Here is a 23597-nt window from a genome sequence, read left to right on the forward strand (position 1 = left end):
ATGAAAAGAAAAGTCCTGTTGATATACACTGGTGGAACGATTGGAATGGAGAAAGATTATGAAAGCGGAAGCCTCCGTGCGTTTGATTTCGGAAATATTTTTGAAAAAATGCCAGAAATGAAGCTGATGGAATGTGAAGTTTTTGTACATCCTTTTGAAAAACCGCTGGATTCTTCCGACATGGGACCTGAAGAATGGAAAATTATTGCTCATTATATTCAGAAAAATTATCATCAGTTCGACGGATTTTTAATTCTGCATGGTACAGACACGATGTCTTATACCGCTTCTGCATTAAGTTTTATGCTGAAAGGATTGAAAAAACCGGTTATTTTAACGGGCTCTCAACTTCCGATCGGAGATCTACGAACAGATGCCAAAGAAAATCTTCTCACGAGCCTTTATTATGCAAGTCTGTACGAAAATGAGGAAGCGGTTATTCAGGAAGTGGCGATTTATTTTGAATATAAACTGTTGAGAGGAAACCGCACTTTGAAATATTCTGCGGAGTATTTTGATGCGTATGCAAGTCCAAACTATCCTATTCTTGGGCAATCCGGAGTACATTTAAATATTATCAAAGATAATCTTTACCGCTGTGATCCGGATATTGAATTTCATGTAGACGATCATATTTCGGAAGATGTTATTTTCTGGAGAATTTTTCCGGGAATGAATCTGAATCATTTTAAAGAAATTCCAAAAATGAAGGTTCTTATTCTTCAGGTTTTTGGCTCGGGAACCATTTTCAGCAGTGAAAAAACGGTGGAAACGTTGCAGCAGATCCGAGATAACGGAACTGAAATTGTGGTGGTAAGTCAGTGTATTTCAGGCGGAATCTCATTCGGAAAGTATGAAAACAGCAATATTTTTTCAAGAATCGGAGCCATTAGCGGAACGGATATTACTGCCGAAAGTGCGATTACTAAAGCAATGCATTTGATAGACAACCCAAATTACACAGGAAACTTCGCAGAAAACTTCTCCAAAAGCCTTTGCGGAGAAATTTTCGGATAAATTTGCATTTTGAGTTTGCAGATTCCGGAAAATAGTCTATTTTTGCAGTCTCGAATAAAGAAAGGTGTCCGAGTGGTTGAAGGAGCTACCCTGGAAAGGTAGTATACGGGTAACTGTATCGAGGGTTCGAATCCCTTCCTTTCTGCAAATAAAAGTCTTAGGTTTTACCTGAGACTTTTTTGATTTAACACTCTTCGTATTATCAAAAGTCTGATCGTTTTTTTATTGTATTTACCAAAGATTAACTGTATCACTTTCTTTTATGACTTCCATGGTTACCTTTGAAATTGGCTTAAACATTGAAATAAACTTAATAATATGTATATTGCATTTTACGCAGTGCGTAAATTTGGATATTAAAAGAAATTTAAAACGCAGAATCAGGAAATAATGAGTGAGTTTTCAGGGTATGAAAAAATGCCTAATAGTTTAAAAAAGCTGGGACTGAATGAACATGATTTTTCCCAAATGGAAAAATTAAAATGGGTTGTAACGGAAAAAGTACATGGTGCAAACTTTAGCTTTGTGTATGACAATGGTAGTCTAAAATTTGCGAAAAGAAAAGAATATCTCAATTGGACAGATGATTTTTTCGGCTTCCAGTTGGTTGTAAACAAATTAGAAGATAATATTTTGCGTCTTTTTGAACATTTAAGCCACGAAATAGAGGGAGAGAAATACATTATTTACGGAGAGCTTTTTGGCGGCAAATATCCTCATCCTGAAGTAAGTGCTGTAAATGACTTACAGGCAATTCAGACTGGAGTATACTATACACCGGACATTGAGTTTTGCGCTTTTGATATTGCTATTGAGAACAATGGTTCAGATTCTAAATATTATCTGGATTATGAAAGTTCACTCGCTTATTTTAATCAATTTAAAATATTTCATGCAAGACCCTTATTGATTGGAAAATTCAATGAAGCAATGAATTTCAATATCAGAATCAACTCAACTATTCCAAAAGAATTTAACCTTCCGGATCTGCAAGATAATTTAATCGAAGGGGTAGTTATAAAACCTTATAATCAAACAGATAACACTTTATTATCAAGACCAATCGTTAAATTAAAAAATCCTGAATTTGATGAAGAGGATAAATTTCATGAAGCTCAAAAATGGTCATTCATTCCAGATGTTTCTTCTAAAACAGAAGATTTGTCTTTTATTCTAGAAGAATTGAGAAATTATATTACACAGAACAGGTTAAATAGTGCCATCTCTAAAATAGGAACATTAGATATGAATAATCCACTTCGGGTTTCTGAGATCAAAACGGAATTTCTGGAAGATGTAATAGCAGATTTTAACGAAAATAATAATATCTGGAATGATTTATCTTCTAGCGAACAAGAGTGGATTATAGAAAGAGTCAGCTCTGAAATAAATAAAATAATAGCTTCTACCAACAACAGTTTTTAGAAATTAGAGTTTAACGCTTATTAAAGTTTGCCCGAATTTTTGATTTTCAGTGGTTAAAATTTAAGACCTGAAATTATTAGTTCTGCACTCGAAAAATATAAGAAAATTTTGATAATCGATTGAGGCAATATCATGAATATGAATAAATAACAACCATCAACGATAAAAAAATCCCAGTTTTTCAACCGGGATTTTCTGTTTGAAAAAGTACTAACTAATTTCAAACTACAATTTAGCTATATGAATGTTTTGGTGTTTTGGTTAATTGCACATCGTTAAAAACTGATGGCTCATCTGCACTTTAAATTTCGCTTCTGATTTCAGTTTAGAATAGATCATGCTTTCAAAAGCCTGCACTTCTTTTAATTTCTGATCTATGAATTCTGCGATCTGAACAACGGAAAACAGAAAATCTCTTTATATCGCAATATTTACCGTTTGTCCTTGAACCGGAAGATAAGCTTTCAGAAAAGGAATTGTCGCCTGATGCTGGTTGTAATTCACACAATATCCCGCTCCTTCACGCGAAGTGATGATTTCAAAATCGTTGATAAAATCCAGCACGCTTTTATTTTTATCTTCTTTATTACTATTTTTAGACAAGTATCTGTTGATTTTATCTAAAATATGCTGTGCATATTCCATCATCGTAACGGTTTTCCATTCGAACTGATGATTGATTTTCTTTGAATTTCTGGCAGGTTTTCCGTTTTCACAGGTGGTGCAGAAAGAAATCCCTATTTTGTCGTAATAAGGAAAAAAGCAGTCTTTAATCTGTAGGGAAGCATCCGCCTGAATTCTGTCGTTGACAAAGTTGTAGTACAAAAAAGGACTGTAGAGATCCGAAAGTTTTTTCAGATAGTCGGTTTCACTTGTATTCTGATATTCCTCAAACCATTTTTCAAGGTTGTCGTAATAGGTATTTTCAAATTCGTTAAAACTTAAATATAATGGCAGTTCCATAGCTTCGTAATTTTGATAAGACAAAGCTATTGCAGTAATGCGACAAAACTCGACGTGTTATTTTTTAGTTTTAATTTTTTTGAATTGATGATTTTGGATTGATGTAATAAAGTGGATAGGATCTAAAATACCTCAACTGATTCGCGTTCAGGATAAGACTAATTTTTATTTCTGATTTTATCCCATTTTTTAATGGCAGGATGCAAATATTGTATATCAGGATTATTATAAAGAGAATCTTCCTTATATTTTTGAATAAAGTAATCCCAATCAGGGTTTCCTTTTAATGGCGGAAACATCATGTATCTAATACCTCCTTTATAATATTTTTCTTTTTCAAAATTCTTTCCTAAGGATGTTTTTTGAATTACTTTGTAAGAAGCAAAATAAATTAAAGGTAAAAATAATGGTAAAATTATATAGATCTTAGGAAAATGATCCAATCCTCTTCCAATAATTATCAATAAAAAAATATAAGGAACCAATTGAAAAACATATGAATCGGATACATTGTGTTTTATACAAAAAATTAAAAAGGGAATAATGCCTACAAGTATATAATCACCATAGGTTTTATTTTTTAAGCCCCAGAATAAAAATACAGAAAAAAACAGAAAATTGTATATAAAAAAGACGATATTTCTTATAATACTTTTAAAAATAATTGATGGATCAAAATTAAAAAGAGAACTTTCATAGGAATTATCTGTAAAAATAGCTATAAAAGTCTGATACCCCATAAATACCGGAATTAATAAAACTGAAAATAAAAGAATCGGTATTAACCCTCCATAAATAATATGTTTTTTTAAGATAGAGAAATTTCTAAAAATGAAATAAAAATAAAGAAATAAAAAAAGAATCGTCTGAATATGTATCAAAAAAAGGATACCTAATAAAACAGACAAATAATAAAAATATTTAATTTCTTTTCTCTGATTAAATTTAAATAAATTGATGAGAAATAAAATTACAAACAGTAAATAAAATGTATAAACTTCTGTTATGATTGCCTGCCTCCAAAATGTAAATGAAAGTCCTAAAATCATTATACATATGAAAGAAGATTTGGAAGAAACTTCTAATATTATTAATAATTTTCTCAGATATAATAAAGACAATATTGCTGATAGGATACTTACTGAAACAAACAGAAAATGTATTTTTATAAAAGGAAATATTTTATGAAGCAAGGATAATAGATTGGAAAACAGCAGATGATTAGTTGCATTCGAAGAAAAATCGAACCCCTTATATCCTTGTAATGTAAAAGCCAGACTATCACCAAGTGCAGGATCTTTAGCTATTGAAAATATGTATATAATTCCTATAAATAGTAAGAAAATAATATCGTAAAGATTGTGTTTTATTTTTATTGAGTTCATAATTATTCAAAATTTATTAATACGAGTTTATCTTAATGCATGACAAGATTCTTAGTATTGTTAATTAATAATCAAAAGTACAAAACCTAGTACAGTATTTATAATAGATATATAAGTAAATGAATCCTAAATTATCCTATTTCTAATCTTTACATCCAAACAAATAAATTTTATAATCTATTGTTTATCAATGTTTTTATTATTTTCCTGTTAATTCCTCTCTTCTTTTCTTAATAAAATCCGTCGGACGAATTCCGTTGATTTCGTAGAAAAGATCAGAAAAATTCTGTCTGGAAGCTATTCCGCATTCTTTTGCGAGAGTTTCTATGCTGTACTTCAGATATTTTTTATCTTCAAAAAGCAGATTGGTAATGTAATTGATTCTGAGTTCGCTTAAATATTTATTGAAATTTGCCTTTTTATATTCGTTAATCACCTGTGAGAGGTAGTTTGAATTAGTACCCAGTTGGGCGGCTAATTTGCCAATGGTTAAGCCTTTTTGTGTAAAACCTTTTTTATCTTCAAATGTTTTAAGCTTTTTCAGAAGTTCTTCAACTTTGTTCTCTGTAATCGTCAGCTTTTTTTCTTCAATCTGTGGAACAATTTCTTTTATTTCATCCGCCTCTTCTTTCTTATGGCTTGCCATAAATTTCTTTTCCACCATAATATATTTTTTCTGAATTTCATTAGATTTTTTATGCCTTCTGGTAAGCAGAATAACCAAACCGATTCCCCAGATAATCAAAACGATAATAATAACAGTTCCGAGATAATTTATTTTCTGAAGTTTATTTTTTTCTTCCAGTAAGGTATTGGTGTCATAATCTTTATGAATTTTCGGGGACAGATAAATGAAATCTTTGGACATGATGCTGTCTGCACGAAGTAACTGACTTGTATAATATAACTGAAGTTCCTGATTTTTCTCTTTTTTGGAATAATCGATCAGGAGTTCGTAATTTTCTCTCAGCTCCGGAAGAATAAACTGATGCTTCTGAAAAATAGAATCAATTTTTTTAAAATAAACAATAGATTGTCTGGTCTTTTTAAGCCCTGAAAAACTTTTTCCGATATAGAAATAGCTTACCGAAAGTCTTGCAAAATCGCGGCTTTCTTTAATAACGGGCAGTGATTGATTAAAATCTTTTAATGCTTCCTGAAATTGATTTTTTTTATATTCTGAAATTCCTTTAGCTAAAATAAAATAACCTTTCTCTAAAGCATATTCCGGATTATCCCCTACTTTAGAAAGACCAGTCTGTATTGCTTCATCAGCTTCTCGGTCTTTCCCGAGATTCCGATAACAGATAATAAGCTGATGAAGGCTGTTGAAATATCCCTTATTATTATTATTGTAAATTTCATTGGGATGAAGTTTTGTTATTTCTTTCGCTTTCTCCCTGTAATAAACCAGACATTTTGTAAAAAGCTGTGAAGCATCTTCATAGTAGCCGAGATAACTTTTTACAACCCCGATATGATAAAGATTCTGATACTTCAGATATTCATTTTTAGTACTTTTTGAATATTTGTATGCTTCCAGATATTCGTTTAGAGCGAGTTGAAATTTTTTATAATGATAATAATAAATAACGCCTTTATCAATATGGGAGACAATTTTAAGATCATCATCATTCGTTTTATCGGCGGCCCAGATCATGCTGTCCGCATATTTCAGTTTATTCTCGTTTAAGGAAGAAAAATAAACGGCATCTTTATAGCCCTGAACCAGCTTTTGGTAATTCTTCTCCTTTTTTGCCATATCAATATACGGCTTAATAAACGGAAATGCTTTTGTATCATTTTCGGGAAAGTCTTCATATTTCAGCCTAAGCTTATAATAATCGCTGTAACTTTCCTGAGATAATACTAAACTAAAAAACCCGAAAAAAAGAATAAAAAATAATTTTTTTTTCACCCTGTTAAATAATCCTGTGTGTTAAGTCCTCAAAAGTACACAAAATAGATCATTTTTTATCAAAGATTAATGAATTAAAACAGGGTATAGTATTATTTCTACTTTACAAATTTACAAATTGAAAATCAGACAATTAATAAATAAAAAGACAGCAATGGTATTGTCTTAATTTATGAATAATGACCACATTTGTTTTTTTATTTCACCATAAGGTTATAATTTCGAACCAGGAAATCAAAGAAAAATAAAATTAGTTAAGCCGTTTATAAATTTATTGAATAGAAAGGAAGCACTAAAAAAGCACAAAGATAAATTTTGAAAAGCTAATAAACATGATTCTATTCATAAATCTTACCACCTTCCTTAACAGGAGAAATTACTTTTTTGGAAGGCTGGTTTTTTTAAAATTTAATTTTTTTGAAAACTAATAACCATTTTTTTTTGAAAAGTACAATAACCGTGAAAAAATAAATTAGTCCTGTGTCCTACAGGTAAATTGGGAAGGAGGTTCTGAAATATGAACCTTTTTATTAGAGTTTTCAGTTTTAATCGAAAAGAGACTGTTCCTTACGGGCAGCCTCTTTTCTTTTTAAAACATTAAGGATTTACAAATCACTTCCAGCCTCCGCCTAAGCTCTTGTAAATATCAACAACTGTACTCAGCTGTTTTTGTTTAGCTTCCACCAGTTCCATTTTGGCATCCAGAGCGTCTCTTTGGTTCAGAAGAACTTCCAGATAATCTGCTCTTGAATTTTTAAATAGCTGATTGGCTATATCTATTGATTTTTCCAAAGCCTGTGTTTCTTCAGACTTCAGTTTGTAATACTGATCGATATTTTTTACTTTAGACATTAAATTGGCAACATCCAGATAAGCATTCAGGATGGTTTTATCATACTCATACAAAGCCTGAATCTGTCTTGCATCTGCCGTCTGAAAGTTGGCTTTAATAGCACTTTTATTAATAAGAGGTCCTGCCAGTTCACCCACTAAGCTTGCAGCCATAGATTCCGGCAATTTAACGAGATAAGAAGGTTTAAAAGCTTCCAGTCCTAATGTTGCAGAGATTTCCAGAGACGGATAAAACTCTTTTCTTGCCGCTTCCACATCCAGTTTTGAAGATTTTAATTCCAGTTCAGCCTGTTTGATATCGGGACGATTCGCCAGTAACTGGGACGGAATCCCCGTATAAACCGTCTGAGGAATCATCGCCATGAAGTCTCCTTTTGATCTTACAATTGGCTGCGGAAAACGTCCGCAAAGCGCATTGATTTCGTTTTCTTTCTCCGTGATTTCCTGACGGATGGTGAATTCCGAAGCTTTAGACTTTGCCAGCTCGGCTTCGAATTTTTTTACGGCAAGTTCAGTTGCTGCTGCAGCTTCTTTCTGAATTTTTGATATTTCCAGAGCTCTCTGCTGCAATTTTGTATACTGCTGAATAATATCCAGCTGGTTATCCAGCGCTAATAATTCATAATAATTATTGGCAACTTCCTCTATTAAGTTGGAAAGAACGAAGTTTTTACCTTCTACAGTAGAAAGATAATGGGCAACAGCAGATTCTTTCTCCGTTCTCAGTTTTTTCCAGATATCCACTTCCCAGTTTGCCATCAGTCCGCCCTCAAAATTTCCAAGCGGATCCGGCATTTCTTTTCCGGGTTCTATTTCTGTGGTGGCATCACCTGCTCCTTCGCTGGTGTAGCGTCCTGCTTTTTTCACACCTGCTCCTACTCCTGCAGAAACCGTAGGGGTTAATCGTCCTTTTTTAGCTAAAACACCACTTTTTGCAATCTCAATCTCCTGCAAAGTAATCATGAGCTCCTGATTATTTTTTAAGGCAGTTTCTATTAAAACTACTAAGTTGGGATCTGTAAAAAACTGTCTCCAAGGTGTTGTTCCGCTGTTATTATTGGCATCACCCTGATCCTGCTGATTAAAATTCTGAGGAATATTTTCTTTTACCTCATCTTTTACCACGGTCGCCATTGGCGCCTTACAGCCTGCTAAAACAAGCGATAAGGCGATGGCTGCTATATATCTTTTATTATAAATCTTCATGTTTGTCGTCGTGTTGGTACGGTTCTGTTTGTTCTGTCAAAGGATTTTCCTCTTCATATCTTGCCAGTCTCGATTTATCGGCAATTGTTCCAAAAATGTAGTACAATCCCGGTATAATCATCAATCCGAAAATAGTTCCGATCAGCATTCCACCCGCTGCCGCAGTACCAATGGTTCGGTTACCGATTGCTCCGGGTCCTGTTGCCACCACTAACGGAATCAGACCTGCGATGAATGCAAATGAGGTCATCAAAATCGGACGGAAACGAATTGCAGCTCCTTCAATCGCAGCCTGCGCTACAGGAATTCCTTCTTCTGCTTTTTTCTGAACGGCAAATTCCACAATCAGTACGGCATTTTTACCCAAAAGACCAATCAGCATGACCATGGCAACCTGAGCGTAAATATTGTTTTCCAGTCCTAATAATTTCAGACATAAGAAAGCTCCGAAAATACCCGTCGGTAAAGATAAAATTACCGGTAACGGAAGAATGAAACTTTCATACTGTGCGGAAAGAATAAGATATACGAATCCTAAACACACAAGGAAGATGAAAATTGCTTCGTTTCCACGGCTTACCTCATCTTTAGAGATCCCCGCCCAATCGATTCCAAAACCTCTCGGAAGTGTTTTATCCGCAACTTCCTGAATGGCTGCAATTGCCTGTCCAGAACTGTAACCCGGAGCAGGAGTACCACTCACCTCGGCAGAATTGTACATATTATGTCTGGTAATCTCAGAAAGACCATATACTTTTTCCAGATGCATAAAATCTGAATACGGAACCATCTGATCTTTATCATTCTTTACGTACAATTTCAAAATATCGCTAGGTAAGGCACGATATTGAGGTCCCGCCTGAACAATTACTTTATAAGGTCTGTCGAAACGGATGAAACTGGTTTCATAGTTGGAACCGATTAATGTGGATAAATTATCCATTGCATTTTCAATCGTCACTCCTTTTTGTTCGGCAAGATCATTATCCACTCTCAACATATACTGAGGGAAACTCGCGGAATAGAATGTAAACGCAGAACCCAGTTCAGGACGTTTTTTCAGTTCCCTTACGAAGTCGTTGCTTACCTTCTCCATTTTTTGATAATCTCCGCTTCCTGCTTTATCGAGCAGACGAAGTTCGAAACCACCTGCTGCACCGTATCCCGGAATGGAAGGCGGCTGGAAGAATTCTATATTCGCACCCGGAATATTTTTCGCTTTTTCCTCAAGCTTTTCTATAATTTCCGCCGCAGATTCTTTACGGTCTTCCCAGCTTTTAAGGTTAATAAGACAAGTACCGGAGTTGGAACCTGTACCTTCGGTAAGGATTTCGTAACCTGCCAATGAAGAAACAGACTGTACTCCGTCGATATCTTCAGATTCTTTCAATAATTCTCTGGCAATCTGGTTGGTTCTTTCCAGCGTAGAACCGGGAGGAGTCTGAATAATCGCATAAATCATCCCTTGATCTTCCGCAGGAATAAATCCTGAAGGCAATGAATTGCTTAAAAAGAATGTACATGCACAGAAGGCTAATAGTAAAGGTAAAGTAATTGTTTTTTTCTTCACTGTTTTGTTTAGCATTCCTTCATATTTGTTCGCTCCTTTTGTAAATAATCCGTTGAATTTATCAAGGAAAATAGTAATGGGAGTTCTTCTTTTAGCTTTTCCGTGGTTATTTTTTAAAATTAAAGCACATAAAGCCGGCGTTAATGTTAAAGCTACAACCCCTGAAAGGATGATTGCAGAAGCCATAGTAATGGAAAACTGACGGTAGAAAACCCCAACCGGGCCAGACATGAACGCTATCGGAATAAATACGGATGCCATTACCAGAGTAATTGCGATAATCGCTCCGCTGATCTCATGCATTGCTTCTTCAGTTGCTTTTAGCGGAGATAAATGCTTCTCCTCCATCTTGGCGTGAACCGCTTCAATTACTACAATCGCATCATCCACTACAACCCCGATCGCCATTACAAGCGCAAATAGCGAGATCATGTTTAAGGTAATTCCGAAGGCGGACATTACCGCAAAAGTACCCACCAAAGATACGGGAACCGCCAAAGCAGGAATTAAGGTGGAACGCCAGTCTCCCAGGAATAAGAATACAACGATTGCCACCAAAATAAAGGCTTCAAAAAGCGTATGAACTACTTTTTCAATAGAAGCATCAAGGAATTTTGATACGTCATAACTAATGTCGTAATGCATTCCTTTCGGGAAAGTGGTTTTCTGCAGTTCTTCCATCAAAGATTTTACGTTCTTGATAACGTCACTTGCATTGGAACCATATGATTGTTTTACTGTAATCGCTGCTGAAGGTTTACCATTCAATGTAGAATAAATATCATACATGGAAGAACCGAATTCGATATCTGCAACATCTTTCAGTCTAATAAACTCTCCATCCGGTTTTGCTTTAAGGATGATGTTTCCATAATCCTTTTCATTATTAAAACGTCCGGGATATTTTAAGATATATTCAAAAGACTGGGATCTTTTCCCTGAACTTTCCCCTGTTTTTCCCGGAGAAGCTTCTAAACTCTGCTTATTCAGAGACTCCATCACTTCATCTGCAGAAATACTGTATGCTGTTAATCTGTCGGGTTTCAGCCAGATACGCATTGCATATTCTCTGGTTCCGAGGATATCTGCAAAACCAACTCCGCTTACCCTTTTCAATTCAGACATTACATTGATATCTGCATAGTTGAAAAGGAATTTCTGGTCTGCTTTAGGATCGTCACTGTACAGGTTAATGTACATCAACATGTTCGGTTCTTCACGGGTAATTTTCACCCCTTCACGCACTACCAAAGGCGGAAGTTTATTTACTACCGAAGAAACACGGTTCTGTACGTTTACCGCTGCTACGTTCGGATCGGTTCCCAGATCGAATACCACCTGAATAGAAGCTTCCCCGTCGTTTCCGGCATCGGAAGTCATATATTTCATCCCCGGAACCCCGTTCAGACCTCTTTCCAGAGGAATAACAACAGATTTGATGAGCAATTCGTTGTTCGCTCCCGGATAATCCGCTGTAATATTTACTTTGGGCGGAGAAATGGACGGGAACTGGGTAACCGGTAATTTCAAAAGGGATAAAACTCCCATAAATACGATAATCAAAGAGATTACGATAGACAGAACAGGTCTGCGAATAAATTTCTTAAACATAATTACTTACTTCATTAGAGCGTATTACTCTGCTTTTAATTTTAATGACTGAAGAACTTTTTTCGGATCCTGAACTTTTGTCTGAACTTTTTGATCGTCTTTTACTTTCTGAACACCTTCCAATAAGATTTTATCTCCTGTTGAAAGTCCTGAAGCTACTACATACACATCAGGCAGTTCATAAGCGATTTTAATATTTTTGGACTTTGCCACTCCGTTCTTATCCACTACGAATACATATTTCTGATCCTGAATTTCGTAAGTGGCTTTCTGAGGAATGATCAAAGCATTTTTCAATGGTAAAGTCATTCTTACCTTTCCGGTTTCTCCGTTTCTCAGAAGTTTATCCGGATTCGGGAATTTTGCTCTGAAGGCGATGTTTCCTGTTTCACTGTCAAATTCTCCTTCAATGGTCTGAACCTGTCCTTTCTGTGTAAAAATATCTCCGTTTGCCATTACCAGATCCACCATATTACTTCCTCTTGAAGCTACATTTCTCTGATAGTTAAGATATTCCGGCTCCGAAACGTTGAAATAGGTATAAATATCATTGTTATCGGAAAGAGAGGTTAATAAATCTCCTTCATCTACCAGACTTCCCAGTTTCAAAGGAATTCTGTCGATAATTCCCGAAAAAGGAGCTTTAATGTCTGTAAATGACAAGTGTATCTGTGCCAATTTAGCTTCTGCATTGGCTGCATCCAGCTTTGCTTTAGCCATCGCTCTTTCGTTTTTGGAAACGATATTGTTGCTGGCTAATGTACTTGCATTTTTCAGCTCAATCGTAGCCTGAGCAACTTCTGCCTGAGCTTTCAGTAGTTCTGCCTGATATAATTTCGGCATAATTCTGAATAAGGTCTGTCCCTGATGAACAAACTGTCCTTCATCCACAAAGATTTTCTCAAGGAAACCTTTTTCCTGTGCACGAACTTCAATGTTCTTTACAGATCTGATCTGCGCCACGTATTCTTTGTCGATCACGGTGTCCATCACAATGGGTGAGGTTACCGGATAAACTGCGGCTTCTTCTTTTTCTTCTTTTTTCTTGTTACAACCTGTGAACAATAAAATACTGCTTAGCGCAATGCCTGCGACAACTCTTTTAATCATAATTCTAGAGTTTATGTAAATCGTTAATGTTTTAAATATGAAAATGGCAATTGGAAAAATTAACGGTATAATTTATTGCCGGAAATTATAACGTCGGATTTCCCGACGGATAGCAAACCGACAGGAAATAAGTGGGAAAAGGGGATTTTAAATTCTGATAGAACGAATCAGAATGAATTTTTTAACAGAAGAGTATTCTGATAGACAGCCATGAACAGCTGATTTTAATTTTTTAAAACTTTTTAAACCAAAAATATAGATCAGCGTGAAGATGCTGGCGAAAACAACCATTGTCTGAAAGGTATCGGACAACTGAAAATCATCTTCTGTAAGCTCCAGTGAATATGCATTGCCTATATCATCCGGATTCTGCTGAATAGAAAGCTTTTCGTAGGTCTGATTTAAACGGTTTGCTTTTTTGGGTAAATTCTGAGAGGTATGACTTGTATAATCGTTTCGCAGAGTTTTGACATTGATCTTGCTTTCTACTACAAACAGCAGAAAAAGAGTTGTCAAAAAATAAACGATATAGTTTCTCATAATTTCAAGGCACAAATGTAGACTTTAGTTCTGTTATGTTTCAAGACATTGGAGTGAGAAATTGTTTATATTAACAATATTTAACACTCCTTTAAATTCGCTGAAACAGCTTAAATTAAAAGAAATGAGCCTGTTTTTAGGTTGATAAATTAAATGATTTTCAAATACTTAAAACAGAGAACATATTTATTCCCCGAACATAAAAAGCAAAGAGCAGCCATGTAAAAGCAGTGAAAAGGTAAATACAAAGTTAATTTTTCACAAAACCCCCATTCTTTTAATTAAAAATAAAAATTTTAACAAATTTTATTAAATCATATGCAATAATAAAATATTATTTATTATTTTTACTATAAACAAAACATGAAAACTTTCTACCATTATTATTAACAACTCAGATTAATATAATAAACATGAAAACAAAATTCCCACTATAAATTTCTCTGTTTTATTTTTGATTTTTCCTGACCAAGTTGGAATTGAATCAACAAAGATTTTAATCTGCAAGTGTAGGAAATGTTATAAATCGATTATATAAAAACTCCATAAGATTCTAAAAACACATCATTGAGAAGAGACGTTCCCGGAATGTCTCTTTTTGTTTATGCCACTATTCTGTTTACAGTTTTTCACAGAATTTTACCGTATTTTATTTAACATAAAATATTTTTATAATGATAAAAAGACATATAATTTAAGTGAATTTATACAAAATTAACATATTATTAGCATAAAAAATTGTAATTTTAGACATTACTATCATTCAATTTTTAGTAACTCACTTAAAAATCACTTATATTATGAAAAAATTATTGCGGACTATTACTTTTACAGCCTTACCGCTCTTTCTTGTAACAGCATGTAAAAATCAGATCAAAGAAGAAGTTGCAGAGCAGCCTGAAAATGCTACAGCCACGAAGCAGGAGCCAGACAAAATAACCAAAGAGGTTTATACTGATGAATCCGGAGAACAGCTTGAGGTAACCTTTAATGAAACCCAGCATACTGTAACGGTACATTTAAACGGAAAATCTTATAATCTTAAAAAAAGTGATGAACTGCCAGAGTTTACAGCAGGTGATGCAGATTATCAGTATTCAAACGTTCGTGGTGAAGTAACTTTTCTGAACAAAGATTATAACATGGTACTTTTCCATTGCAAGAAAAATAAATCATCTTCTTCCAATACTAAAATGGCTTCTTACTAATCACAAAATCTTAAAATTATGAAAAAAATAATCGCTTACATTTGTTCGGTAATCATGTTTGCTATTCTTGCTTCCTGTATGAATAAACCATCTTCAGATGTTTCACCCGAAAAAAGCTCAGATATTACCGGAAAGACATGGGAGTTAACAGAGATTTACGGTAAACCTATTCAGCTTAAAAATCCCAAAGCAGTACCTCATTTTATGCTGAATACTTCCAATATGAGGTATGAAGGACATGGAGGATGCAACGGAGTGGGCGGAACTTTTGAAATAAAGCCTGAAATCATGCGTATCAAATTCAATCAGGGAATGTCTACCATGATTGCATGTGATGATCTTGAAACCGAACGTGCTTTTGTACAAGCTCTTCTGGCAGCAGATAATTATTCTGTAAACGGAAATACTTTAACGCTCAACAAAGCCAGAATGGCTCCATTAGCAAAATTTATCTTAAAATAAATTGTAAATAATCCCAATATGAAAACACTTCTGTATAACAGGAGTATTTTTTTCTTTGAGATTACTTTTTTTTATAAATAAGACAGCAGATAAGCAATGTAATATTTACAGCCACAGAAAAGGCATTGGTGAGAATGATGGGAAGTTCATCCTTCAAAACTCCATACCACGTCCAAAGCGAAACTCCTACAATAAGCACTCCAAGCATTCCCCATGAGAGATCATCTGCATTTTTTTCTTTTATTACCTTAATTAACTGAGGAATCATCGAACCTGAAGTAAGAAGACCGGCAATTATTCCTAAAAGATTTTCATTCATAGATGATATTTATTTTGATAAAGCAAAAATTATGGCAATTTTACAGTCTTTTCTATTTTTCCATATATAGAATTCTGCTGAATGAATTTATTAAGAATAATCGTTACTTCTATTGAGTAATAATCAGAGTAACTTGGAAGTTGAATTTGTATGTATTTCTTTTAATATTAGTTTTCAAATCGCTCCAGAGAAATCTCTTTATCCAGAGGAATATCTTTTTCAATAAAATCAAATAGACTTTTGGAAAAGTAACAGCCATTTAAAATACCTCTTGCTCCCAAACCATTGAATACGTATAAATTATGATAATCCGAGTGTCTTCCGATAATTGGTCTTCTGTCCTTTACAGTCGGCCTGAATCCGAAATTTACCTCTCTAATTTCAAAAGGATGAGGATAAAATTCCGTCAGACCTTTTTTAAGCTGCTCAACTGCAGAATCATCAATTTCATGGTGCAACTGTTCTCTGTCGTACGTTCCACCATAAAAATACAACTGCTCATTTAAAGGAAAAAGAAAATGTTTTTTCTTGATAGTAATATTTTCGGGAATTTTTTCTGAAAGCTCTACTTTAATATGGTGGCCTTTATTGGGATTTACAGGAATTTCGGAAAAAAAGGGATTATGCTTTACTCCCATTCCTTCGCAAAATAAAATATTCTTAAAAGTAAAATCATGATAAGTGGATCTTTCTATATCCACATCTGAATAAATAAATTTATCAGCAATTAATTTTTCATTTTTTTCTAAAAACCTAAATAAACCTGTAAAAAAACCGTTAACATTGAGTCTCGCAGACTGATTCACCTTTCCTGAAAGAAAATCGTTTTTTACCACCTTTAAATGATCGAAATTTTTATCTAAAAAATATAAAAGGTCATCATTTCCCGACTTCTTTAGCCAAAGTGACTGTTCATTTTCGTCATGAAAGATCCGATGAATCGGAGCATCGATCAGATAATTTTCTTCGGTATAATTTTCAATTTCTTTTAAAGTACTTTTAAGAAAATCGATTTGTTCCTGTGCTTTCCAAAAAGTCGTAAATTTTTTAAGCACAACAGGATTTATAATTCCTGCAGAAACTTGCGAAGCACTCTTCTGTCCTTCCGAAAACAAGACGAAAGTCTTATTGTTTCTGATTAGCTGATGTGCAAAAAAAAGCCCTGCATATCCGTCTCCCACGATAATATAATCTACATTCTTCATAATAAAAAAACCTGAGTAAAAATACTCAGGTTTTCTATAATTATCAAGTGAAATCTTAGTAATTCCACATATCATTTTCCATTTGAAGGATCTGCGCCTTAATTCTGTCGCTTTCTTCAATCTGATCTTCAGCATCTCTAGGAATATAGTCTTTAATAACTCCATCACCTAATCCCGCTGATGATTTATAAATAACAGAAGAGAATCTTCTTGCGTTGATTAAATCATCAAAAGATAAATCTGCTGATGAATTTTTTCTGTTATAAACATAATTGTTAGCTAAAATATCTCTCGCGCTAGGATAATAAATCCAGAAAAGATCAATAAGCTCATCTGCTCCAGCTAAAGGCTGTCCATCTGGTCCTGTTCTACCTTGTACAGCAGGGTCTGGTCCCATAGCAGCAAGACCAAGTGGTCTATATTTCAACTGCCCATCTCTTTTATCGATAAACCACATACCCATTACTTTTAAAACTTTAACTTTATCAGTTGTCGTTTTAAAAACGTCGGTATATTCTTTTTTCTCTTGCTCTGTTAACTGTCTCCCTGAGTTTAAGATATCAATCGCTGCATCAGCAATTCTTACACTTTCTAATCTTTTTTGGATACCCTCAGGACTCAATTTAGTTACGAAGTTCTCATCATCATAGACTTCAGCAATTTTACCACTTGTAGCAGCATCTAACAATAATTGATATAAAGATCTCGTTTGGCTAGATGTAAGACCATCTGGATTATCATAATAGAATGGCTGATTAATTTTATCATTCATATCAATGATTTCCCAAACAAACATACTTTTAAGAATGTCTTTATCATCAACAAATCCATATTCCAAAGGTTTTACTTTTTTGTCAACAATACTATCACCAATTTTTTGTTTGTTTTCAGCTCTCATTTGTCTAAACTCCTCTGGAGAAGAAGCGTTCAGGATGGTTTGGGAGAATGCAAACCCAGAAACCAATACTAAAAGACTGCTAATATATTTTTTCATAATATTTTTTTATCTTATTAAAATTACTGAACGTTGATTACAACTGGTGAGATATTTTTCAACGTTTGATTTCCTAAACCTGTAGCAGTAGCTTTAATGTCGAAGACATATACTACATCTCCAGCTCTTAGATTCTTAACTAATCCTGCAGCTTCATCAAGACTGCTTCCTTTGATTAATAATGCAGCTCTACCCGGAACTTTTACCATAAATTGATTAACAGTGAATGAAACTGGGAAATCAAAATCAGGAATAGCTGCCTGTACAGTCTGATTTGGTATAGAAGTAGCAGGAACATTCAATACTGTCTGACCTCTCATTTGTCCTTGAGGAGCAGGAACATTCTTAATTCTATATTCAAATACCTGAGAAACAGTTTTACCCGATGGATCTGTACCAGACAAAGTAAGTTTAAGAGTATTTCCAGTAGAAGGAATTACATTCCATTTACCAGGACCTGCACTTTTAACAACTGCACCTGGAGCAGATAGGGACAATTTAGAATTATCAGCTCCCAAAATTGATCCAGAAAGTGGATTCTCTAAACCTCTATACACTACATTCATCTTATCTGGTGATAATAATAAACCTTTTTGAAGCTTAACTTCCTCTGGTCCAGCAATTACATTATAAGTATGAGTGAAAGGGTAGTTTTGAGCTTTTCCTGTCGCATCCGTTAATGTAATATTTCCACTGAACGTTTTCTGTCCGATTCCGCTTGTATTAAGATTTGCATATCCTTTTCCGTTTTCCTGTCTGCTTACTCCGGAAATACTGATCTTATTACTGTTTGAATAGTTTCCTAACATTACAACAGCTTCAGCCGGCTTTCCTGCAACTACATCTACAGGAGCAGAAACAATAGCTTCATAACTTGTAAATTTGATACTTGCATCCACTTTTTCCTGCAGCATTAAAGCCAGCGCATCAGACTGAACGTTTCTTGCATCATTCTGAATAATTTCCAAGTTAGAAATTGCAGCGATTAATGGCTGGTGATAAAACTTGTTTTGGAACCAAGTTTTGTCATTCGGAGATTTTCCTTTTGGATATTCAGCAATTAAAGATTTATTAGCTCTTTCAACTAAGTCTTTCAATTGCGGGTTATTTCCAAAAGTAGCATTAATGTAATTTCTTACATCATCTATTTTCGCTTTTAATTCCAACGCACCTTTTGATGGTGTATTTTCATCTCCTTCCTTAAAGAAATATTCAGTTGTAGCTTCATTATTGTTAAGTGCTGCAAAGTTTTCACTTACGTCAACATCTTTTCCTAATGCATCTTTATCATGAAACTCTGATTTCTTCTTAAGAACATCTTTAATTTCCTGAGCAGATTTTACCAAAACATTGATCTTATCTCTAAGAACCTGATACTGAGCCCATGGTTGCGCATAAGTATCCGGAACCTGCTGAGCTTTCGCCTCAAGAGTTTTTTCAAAAATCTTTTCGTTCTTTCTTTCAGTTAAAGTTCTTGTTTCATTAAGAGCTTTAGTAGAGTCATAATATGACCTGATGATTTCCGCATCAATATTTAGGGCCATCATAGCGATGAACACCAAATACATCAGGTTGATCATCTTCTGACGAGGTGTCTGTTTTCCTGCTGCCATTCTCTTTTCTTTGTTTTTTGATTAAGTAGTTAAATTAAAAATGGTTTGGGAAATTAAGATTTCATAGCAGTTAGCATACCACCATAAACTCTGTTTAAATTGTTTAAGTTTGAAGTTAAACCTTGTAGTTCTTGATTGAATTTTTCTGATTGTTCAGCAGATTTCTGCATATCTGCAACATATTTATTAGCAAATTCAGATTGCTTTTTAGTGCTTTCCATCTGCATTGCATATAAAGCGTTCATGCTTTCCATATGCTGAGCTGCTTTATTTAACTGCTCATTATATTTATGTGTAGAAGCAGAAACATCAACAGTCTGATTGATCTGATCTACTGAGCTTGAGAATTTATCGATTCCTGTTCTCAGTCTTTCAAATAACTGAACATCAAGTTTAGCGTCTTCAAGCATTTTGTCTAATTTGGTTGAAAGAGAATTTTCTAATTCAGCAAATTGAGCAGAATTGCTTTTAGATACATTTGAGTGTAAAGGATTTGGGTTCGCATGCTTATCTAATAATTCAGGATAAACATTTTCCCACGCATAAGACTCCTCAGATTTTGGCGGGTCGAAAGCGAAAATGATGAAGATGATAGCTTCCGTAATAAGTCCCACTGTAAGCGCCATGTTTCCGTTAATTGGTCCCAAAGTAATGTGAGTAATTTTAAGCCAAGCTCCAAGAATTACAATTGCAGCACCGAATGAATAGAAGAAATTCATCCAAGCATCTTTAGTCTTAAACATATAAGTTAGTTTTTTTTAATGTTAAATAAAATTTATTGAAAATAGTGGTAATTGAATTATCTGTTAACTTTTCTTGGTTTAACAGCAGCCTCAGGAATATCCTGTACAGTTCTGAATCCAATATAGCTTCTTGCAGAGTCTTTTCTTTCCCAGTCTCTTGCGCCATTCATAAGCATATATCCTACATCTTTCCAAGATCCTCCTCTGATAGATTTCTTAGTATCTGCCAAATCTTTCGTAGAAGGATTTAAAGTAGATGAGAATCCGTATGAAGAGTTGTTATAATCAGATGATGTCCATTCAGAAACGTTTCCAGCCATATCAAATAACCCAAATCCATTCTTCTTAAATTTCTTAACTGGAGCTGTATATGTATAAGTACCTTTTTTGTCGTCTTCCATATAGTTACCTCTCTTAGGCTTGAAGTTTGCCAGATAGCAACCTCTGTCGTCCATTAAGTAAGGACCTCCCCAAGGATAAGTAGCATTTTGCATTCCCCCTCTTGCAGCATATTCCCACTCGATTTCTGTAGGCAGTCTGAACTGCAATGGTCTTTGTTTTCTTCTTTTTAAGCTTTCGTTGTAATCTGACTTCAATTTAGATCTGAAGTTACAGTATGCTCTTGCCTGATCCCATGTTACTCCAACTACAGGGTAATCTTTGTAAGCTTTGTGCCAGAAATACTGCTCAAATAATGGCTCGTTATATGCAAAGTGGAAATCTTTTACCCAAACTGTAGTATCCGGATAGATTGCAATACTTTCACTTCTAAGGTAGTTTACTCCTCTTTCTTTTTCAGCCATTGCAACATCCATATCTCCCCATCTGTAAGTATATTTCAGTTTACTCACGTCAAGGATTCTTTCATTACCGATTCTTGAAGAAGCTGGTAAATACATCGATTCTAAAACTTCCGCATATTCTACATCCGGATATTTAGATGTACTCCAGTGCAAAGGAACTTTCCAGTCGATTTTTTTCGTTGGATCGTAGTTTCCTTCGTTTCCACCGCCTTGTCCTTCTAAATATTCCTGATATGGTGTTAAATTCTCTTCTTTCTGAGCAAGGTATGCATAATCTCCGATGCTTGTTCCTTTACCTTTACCTTCACCACCTTCTCCGGCAGCTTCAGCAAGTAAAGTTCTTGCGATAGAATCTCTTACATAATTGATAAATACCCTGTATTCCGCATTAGTAGTTTCTGCTTCATCCATGAAGAAAGAAGAAACAGTAACAGTTTTTGCCGGAGCCTTTTCAGGACTGTTTGTGAAATCCTGATCAGTTAATCCTGCAACAAATGATCCTGCAGGAATAGCTACCATTCCGTAAGGTCTTTCTGCAACAAATGATTTTGTTTTTTCTCTAGGTATCAATTCTCCTTTTGTTCCCGGTTTACCCACTGAATAGGCTCCCCCACCTGAACAAGATACCGATGCTACCGACGCAGACAATAATAAAAGAAATATCCTTTTCATGTTAATTTTTATAATTAAGCCGTAAATATATAATTTTTTTAAGAAACTTTTAAGATTTTTTTTGAAATAACGGAAGAAATCTAAATTTATTTTATTTACAAGTAATTTTTATTCTACCGTTACAGATTTCGCAAGGTTTCTAGGCTGGTCTACATTAGCTCCACGATACACTGCAATATAGTACGCCAACATCTGTAAAGGCACTGATGCAACGATTGGAGAGAAACATTCGGAGGTTTCCGGAATCTCTATAACGTAATCTGCCATAGCACTTACCTGCGTATCTCCTTTATTTACAACAGCAATAACTTTTCCTTTTCTTGCTTTAATTTCCTGAACGTTGCTTACAATTTTATCATAATGTCCTTTTTTAGGAGCAATGATAACAATCGGCATATTTTCATCAATTAAAGCGATAGGACCATGCTTCATTTCTGCAGCAGGGTATCCTTCAGCATGAATATAAGAGATTTCTTTTAATTTTAATGCACCTTCGAGTGCAGCAGGATAATTGTATCCTCTTCCTAGATATAAGAAATTGGTTGCACTTACAAAATCCTTAGCGATATTTTGTACCAATTCATGGGTAGTTGCTAAAACATCTTCTATTTTTCTAGGAATTGCATCCAGTTCTGCAATTAAGCTCATAAACTCAGCATTCCCTAAATTACCATTATGCTTTCCTAATTTGAATGCTATTAAGGTAAGAATTGTTAACTGTGCAGTAAACGCTTTTGTGGAAGCCACTCCAATTTCAGGTCCCGCGTGTGTGTAAGAGCCTGCATCTGTGATCCTTGCAATGGATGAATCCACCACATTACAGATTCCATAAATGAAAGCACCTTTTTCTTTAGCTAGTTTTAATGCAGCCATGGTATCTGCAGTTTCTCCGGACTGAGAAATTGCAATGACTACATCTTTATCTGTAATGATAGGATTTCTATATCTGAATTCCGAAGCATATTCTACTTCAACAGGAATTCTTGCATATTCTTCAATTAAATATTCACCGATTAATCCTGCATGCCAAGAAGTTCCGCAAGCAATAATGATGATTCTGTTTGCATTTTTAAACTTTTCGATATAGTCCCAAATCCCCGCCATTTTGATAACACCTTCATCTACCAAAAGTCTTCCTCTCATCGTATCATGAACGGATTTAGGCTGTTCGAAAATTTCTTTTAGCATAAAATGTTCGTACCCTCCTTTTTCGATCTGCTCTAAGCTTAGTTTAAGCTCCTGAATTTCCGGCTCAATTTTAGAATTCTCACTGATGGTTCTGATATCTACTCCATTTTCAAGAGAAATTGTCGCCATATGTCCTTCTTCCAGATAAATTGCCTCTTTTGTAAATTCTACAAACGGAGATGCGTCTGAAGCGATAAAATACTCTTTATCTCCAATTCCTATTGCCAAAGGAGATCCTAATCTTCCTACAACCAATACTCCCGGAAAATCTTCATGCATCACTGTAATAGCGTATGCCCCATAAACTTCATTAAGAGCATATCTTACAGCAGTAGGAAAATCCATTTCAACATTCAGATCCATGAAATACTGAACAAGATTTACTAAAACCTCAGTATCTGTTTCAGATTTGAATGTAAATCCTTTTTCAGTAAGCATTGTTTTAATTGTATCATAATTTTCGATGATACCGTTGTGAACAAGTGCTATTTTTCCACTATTGGATAAATGTGGGTGAGAATTTCTATCACTAGGTACACCGTGGGTAGCCCAACGGGTATGTCCCATACCGATTTTTGCAACTCCTTTTAACTGACTGGAAATATTTACCAAATCATCAACTTTACCTTTAGTTTTTTCAACCTCAAGTTTGTTTTCTGCGTTTTCCAGAACAATTCCGGCACTGTCGTACCCTCTGTATTCTAATCTTCTAAGACCATTAATTACAATATCGTAAGCGTCTTGAAAACCTGTATATCCAACGATTCCGCACATATTTTATCAAATGTATTTT

General features: G+C 34.6%; 18 protein-coding genes and 1 tRNA gene. 5 read left to right on the top strand and 14 right to left on the bottom strand.

The genetic code is table 11. The features are described 5' to 3' along the window. The 3 genes from AC52CF_RS16135 (at position 1) to AC52CF_RS16145 (ending at position 2442) form a co-directional block, all read left to right on the top strand. Positions 1 to 1017 (top strand): asparaginase, encoded by a 1017-nt coding sequence (locus AC52CF_RS16135; RefSeq protein WP_214588710.1) that lies wholly within the window; start codon positions 1 to 3, stop codon positions 1015 to 1017. Between the two features lie 58 nt (positions 1018 to 1075). After that, positions 1076 to 1162 (top strand) — tRNA-Ser (locus tag AC52CF_RS16140). Between the two features lie 245 nt (positions 1163 to 1407). After that, positions 1408 to 2442, top strand: coding sequence for an RNA ligase family protein (locus tag AC52CF_RS16145; RefSeq protein ID WP_214588709.1), 1035 nt, complete (start codon positions 1408 to 1410; stop codon positions 2440 to 2442). A 417-nt stretch (positions 2443 to 2859) separates the two neighbouring features. Here the strand turns inward: AC52CF_RS16145 and AC52CF_RS16150 are convergent, their stop codons facing one another. The 7 genes from AC52CF_RS16150 to AC52CF_RS16180 all read right to left on the bottom strand — a co-directional run bounded on the left by AC52CF_RS16150 (position 2860) and on the right by AC52CF_RS16180 (position 13597). Then, positions 2860 to 3405, bottom strand: coding sequence for a hypothetical protein (locus tag AC52CF_RS16150; protein ID WP_496517386.1), 546 nt, complete (start codon positions 3403 to 3405; stop codon positions 2860 to 2862). A gap of 158 nt (positions 3406 to 3563) precedes the next feature. Then, a complete protein-coding gene (locus tag AC52CF_RS16155; protein WP_214588707.1) occupies positions 3564 to 4790 on the bottom strand; it encodes a hypothetical protein in 1227 nt (408 codons plus the stop codon). 199 nt (positions 4791 to 4989) lie between these two features. Then, the gene (locus AC52CF_RS16160; protein ID WP_214588706.1) at positions 4990 to 6708 is read right to left on the bottom strand and encodes a helix-turn-helix domain-containing protein; all 1719 of its coding nucleotides are present in this window, start codon (positions 6706 to 6708) and stop codon (positions 4990 to 4992) included. A gap of 612 nt (positions 6709 to 7320) precedes the next feature. Then, on the bottom strand, positions 7321 to 8766 hold the full coding sequence (locus tag AC52CF_RS16165; RefSeq protein ID WP_214588705.1) for a TolC family protein: 1446 nt from the start codon (positions 8764 to 8766) through the stop codon (positions 7321 to 7323). Further along, on the bottom strand, positions 8753 to 11947 hold the full coding sequence (locus AC52CF_RS16170; protein ID WP_214588704.1) for an efflux RND transporter permease subunit: 3195 nt from the start codon (positions 11945 to 11947) through the stop codon (positions 8753 to 8755). Before AC52CF_RS16170 ends, AC52CF_RS16165 begins: the two co-directional genes overlap by 14 nt. Before the next feature lie 24 nt (positions 11948 to 11971). Continuing rightward, positions 11972 to 13057, bottom strand: a complete 1086-nt coding sequence (locus AC52CF_RS16175; RefSeq protein ID WP_214588703.1) for an efflux RND transporter periplasmic adaptor subunit — start codon at positions 13055 to 13057, stop codon at positions 11972 to 11974. 147 nt (positions 13058 to 13204) lie between these two features. Further along, positions 13205 to 13597, bottom strand: a complete 393-nt coding sequence (locus AC52CF_RS16180; protein ID WP_214588702.1) for a hypothetical protein — start codon at positions 13595 to 13597, stop codon at positions 13205 to 13207. 800 nt (positions 13598 to 14397) lie between these two features. Here AC52CF_RS16180 and AC52CF_RS16185 point away from each other — a divergent pair. Together AC52CF_RS16185 and AC52CF_RS16190 are read left to right on the top strand one after the other, a co-directional pair. Beyond that, positions 14398 to 14805 carry a hypothetical protein gene (locus tag AC52CF_RS16185; RefSeq protein ID WP_214588701.1) on the top strand — a complete coding sequence of 136 codons (408 nt, stop codon included), beginning with the start codon at positions 14398 to 14400 and terminating at the stop codon, positions 14803 to 14805. An 18-nt stretch (positions 14806 to 14823) separates the two neighbouring features. Next, a complete protein-coding gene (locus tag AC52CF_RS16190; RefSeq protein WP_214588700.1) occupies positions 14824 to 15267 on the top strand; it encodes an META domain-containing protein in 444 nt (147 codons plus the stop codon). 61 nt (positions 15268 to 15328) lie between these two features. Here the strand turns inward: AC52CF_RS16190 and AC52CF_RS16195 are convergent, their stop codons facing one another. From AC52CF_RS16195 to glmS, 7 genes are all read right to left on the bottom strand, one after another. After that, positions 15329 to 15586 (bottom strand): SemiSWEET transporter, encoded by a 258-nt coding sequence (locus tag AC52CF_RS16195; RefSeq protein WP_214588699.1) that lies wholly within the window; start codon positions 15584 to 15586, stop codon positions 15329 to 15331. Positions 15587 to 15753: 167 nt separating this feature from the next. Further along, positions 15754 to 16791 carry an NAD(P)/FAD-dependent oxidoreductase gene (locus tag AC52CF_RS16200; RefSeq protein ID WP_214588698.1) on the bottom strand — a complete coding sequence of 346 codons (1038 nt, stop codon included), beginning with the start codon at positions 16789 to 16791 and terminating at the stop codon, positions 15754 to 15756. A gap of 55 nt (positions 16792 to 16846) precedes the next feature. Next, a complete protein-coding gene (gene porN, locus AC52CF_RS16205; protein WP_214588697.1) occupies positions 16847 to 17785 on the bottom strand; it encodes a type IX secretion system ring subunit PorN/GldN in 939 nt (312 codons plus the stop codon). Between the two features lie 23 nt (positions 17786 to 17808). After that, a complete protein-coding gene (porM, locus tag AC52CF_RS16210; protein WP_214588696.1) occupies positions 17809 to 19398 on the bottom strand; it encodes a type IX secretion system motor protein PorM/GldM in 1590 nt (529 codons plus the stop codon). Positions 19399 to 19451: 53 nt separating this feature from the next. Beyond that, entirely contained in the window at positions 19452 to 20141 is a 690-nt protein-coding gene (gene porL / locus AC52CF_RS16215) for a type IX secretion system motor protein PorL/GldL (RefSeq protein WP_214588695.1), read from the bottom strand. Between the two features lie 56 nt (positions 20142 to 20197). Beyond that, complete coding sequence (porK, locus tag AC52CF_RS16220) at positions 20198 to 21616, bottom strand: T9SS ring complex lipoprotein PorK/GldK (RefSeq protein WP_496517387.1); 1419 nt, start codon at positions 21614 to 21616, stop codon at positions 20198 to 20200. 108 nt (positions 21617 to 21724) lie between these two features. Further along, entirely contained in the window at positions 21725 to 23578 is a 1854-nt protein-coding gene (glmS, locus tag AC52CF_RS16225; RefSeq protein ID WP_214588694.1) for a glutamine--fructose-6-phosphate transaminase (isomerizing), read from the bottom strand. Positions 23579 to 23597: the final 19 nt, after the last annotated feature.

This window comes from Chryseobacterium sp. 2P, assembly GCF_059579425.1.

Excerpts from the sequence above, each read along its gene's own strand:
- porM (WP_214588696.1), bottom strand. The coding sequence starts at position 19,398 with ATGGCAGCAGGAAAACAGACACCTCGTCAGAAGATGATCAACCTGATG.
- AC52CF_RS16135 (WP_214588710.1), top strand. The coding sequence starts at position 1 with ATGAAAAGAAAAGTCCTGTTGATATACACTGGTGGAACGATTGGAATG.
- AC52CF_RS16180 (WP_214588702.1), bottom strand. The coding sequence starts at position 13,597 with ATGAGAAACTATATCGTTTATTTTTTGACAACTCTTTTTCTGCTGTTT.
- porL (WP_214588695.1), bottom strand. The coding sequence starts at position 20,141 with ATGTTTAAGACTAAAGATGCTTGGATGAATTTCTTCTATTCATTCGGT.
- AC52CF_RS16200 (WP_214588698.1), bottom strand. The coding sequence starts at position 16,791 with ATGAAGAATGTAGATTATATTATCGTGGGAGACGGATATGCAGGGCTT.
- AC52CF_RS16155 (WP_214588707.1), bottom strand. The coding sequence starts at position 4,790 with ATGAACTCAATAAAAATAAAACACAATCTTTACGATATTATTTTCTTA.
- AC52CF_RS16190 (WP_214588700.1), top strand. The coding sequence starts at position 14,824 with ATGAAAAAAATAATCGCTTACATTTGTTCGGTAATCATGTTTGCTATT.
- AC52CF_RS16195 (WP_214588699.1), bottom strand. The coding sequence starts at position 15,586 with ATGAATGAAAATCTTTTAGGAATAATTGCCGGTCTTCTTACTTCAGGT.
- porK (WP_496517387.1), bottom strand. The coding sequence starts at position 21,616 with ATGAAAAGGATATTTCTTTTATTATTGTCTGCGTCGGTAGCATCGGTA.
- AC52CF_RS16175 (WP_214588703.1), bottom strand. The coding sequence starts at position 13,057 with ATGATTAAAAGAGTTGTCGCAGGCATTGCGCTAAGCAGTATTTTATTG.
- porN (WP_214588697.1), bottom strand. The coding sequence starts at position 17,785 with ATGAAAAAATATATTAGCAGTCTTTTAGTATTGGTTTCTGGGTTTGCA.
- AC52CF_RS16185 (WP_214588701.1), top strand. The coding sequence starts at position 14,398 with ATGAAAAAATTATTGCGGACTATTACTTTTACAGCCTTACCGCTCTTT.
- AC52CF_RS16150 (WP_496517386.1), bottom strand. The coding sequence starts at position 3,405 with ATGGAACTGCCATTATATTTAAGTTTTAACGAATTTGAAAATACCTAT.
- glmS (WP_214588694.1), bottom strand. The coding sequence starts at position 23,578 with ATGTGCGGAATCGTTGGATATACAGGTTTTCAAGACGCTTACGATATT.
- AC52CF_RS16145 (WP_214588709.1), top strand. The coding sequence starts at position 1,408 with ATGAGTGAGTTTTCAGGGTATGAAAAAATGCCTAATAGTTTAAAAAAG.
- AC52CF_RS16170 (WP_214588704.1), bottom strand. The coding sequence starts at position 11,947 with ATGTTTAAGAAATTTATTCGCAGACCTGTTCTGTCTATCGTAATCTCT.
- AC52CF_RS16165 (WP_214588705.1), bottom strand. The coding sequence starts at position 8,766 with ATGAAGATTTATAATAAAAGATATATAGCAGCCATCGCCTTATCGCTT.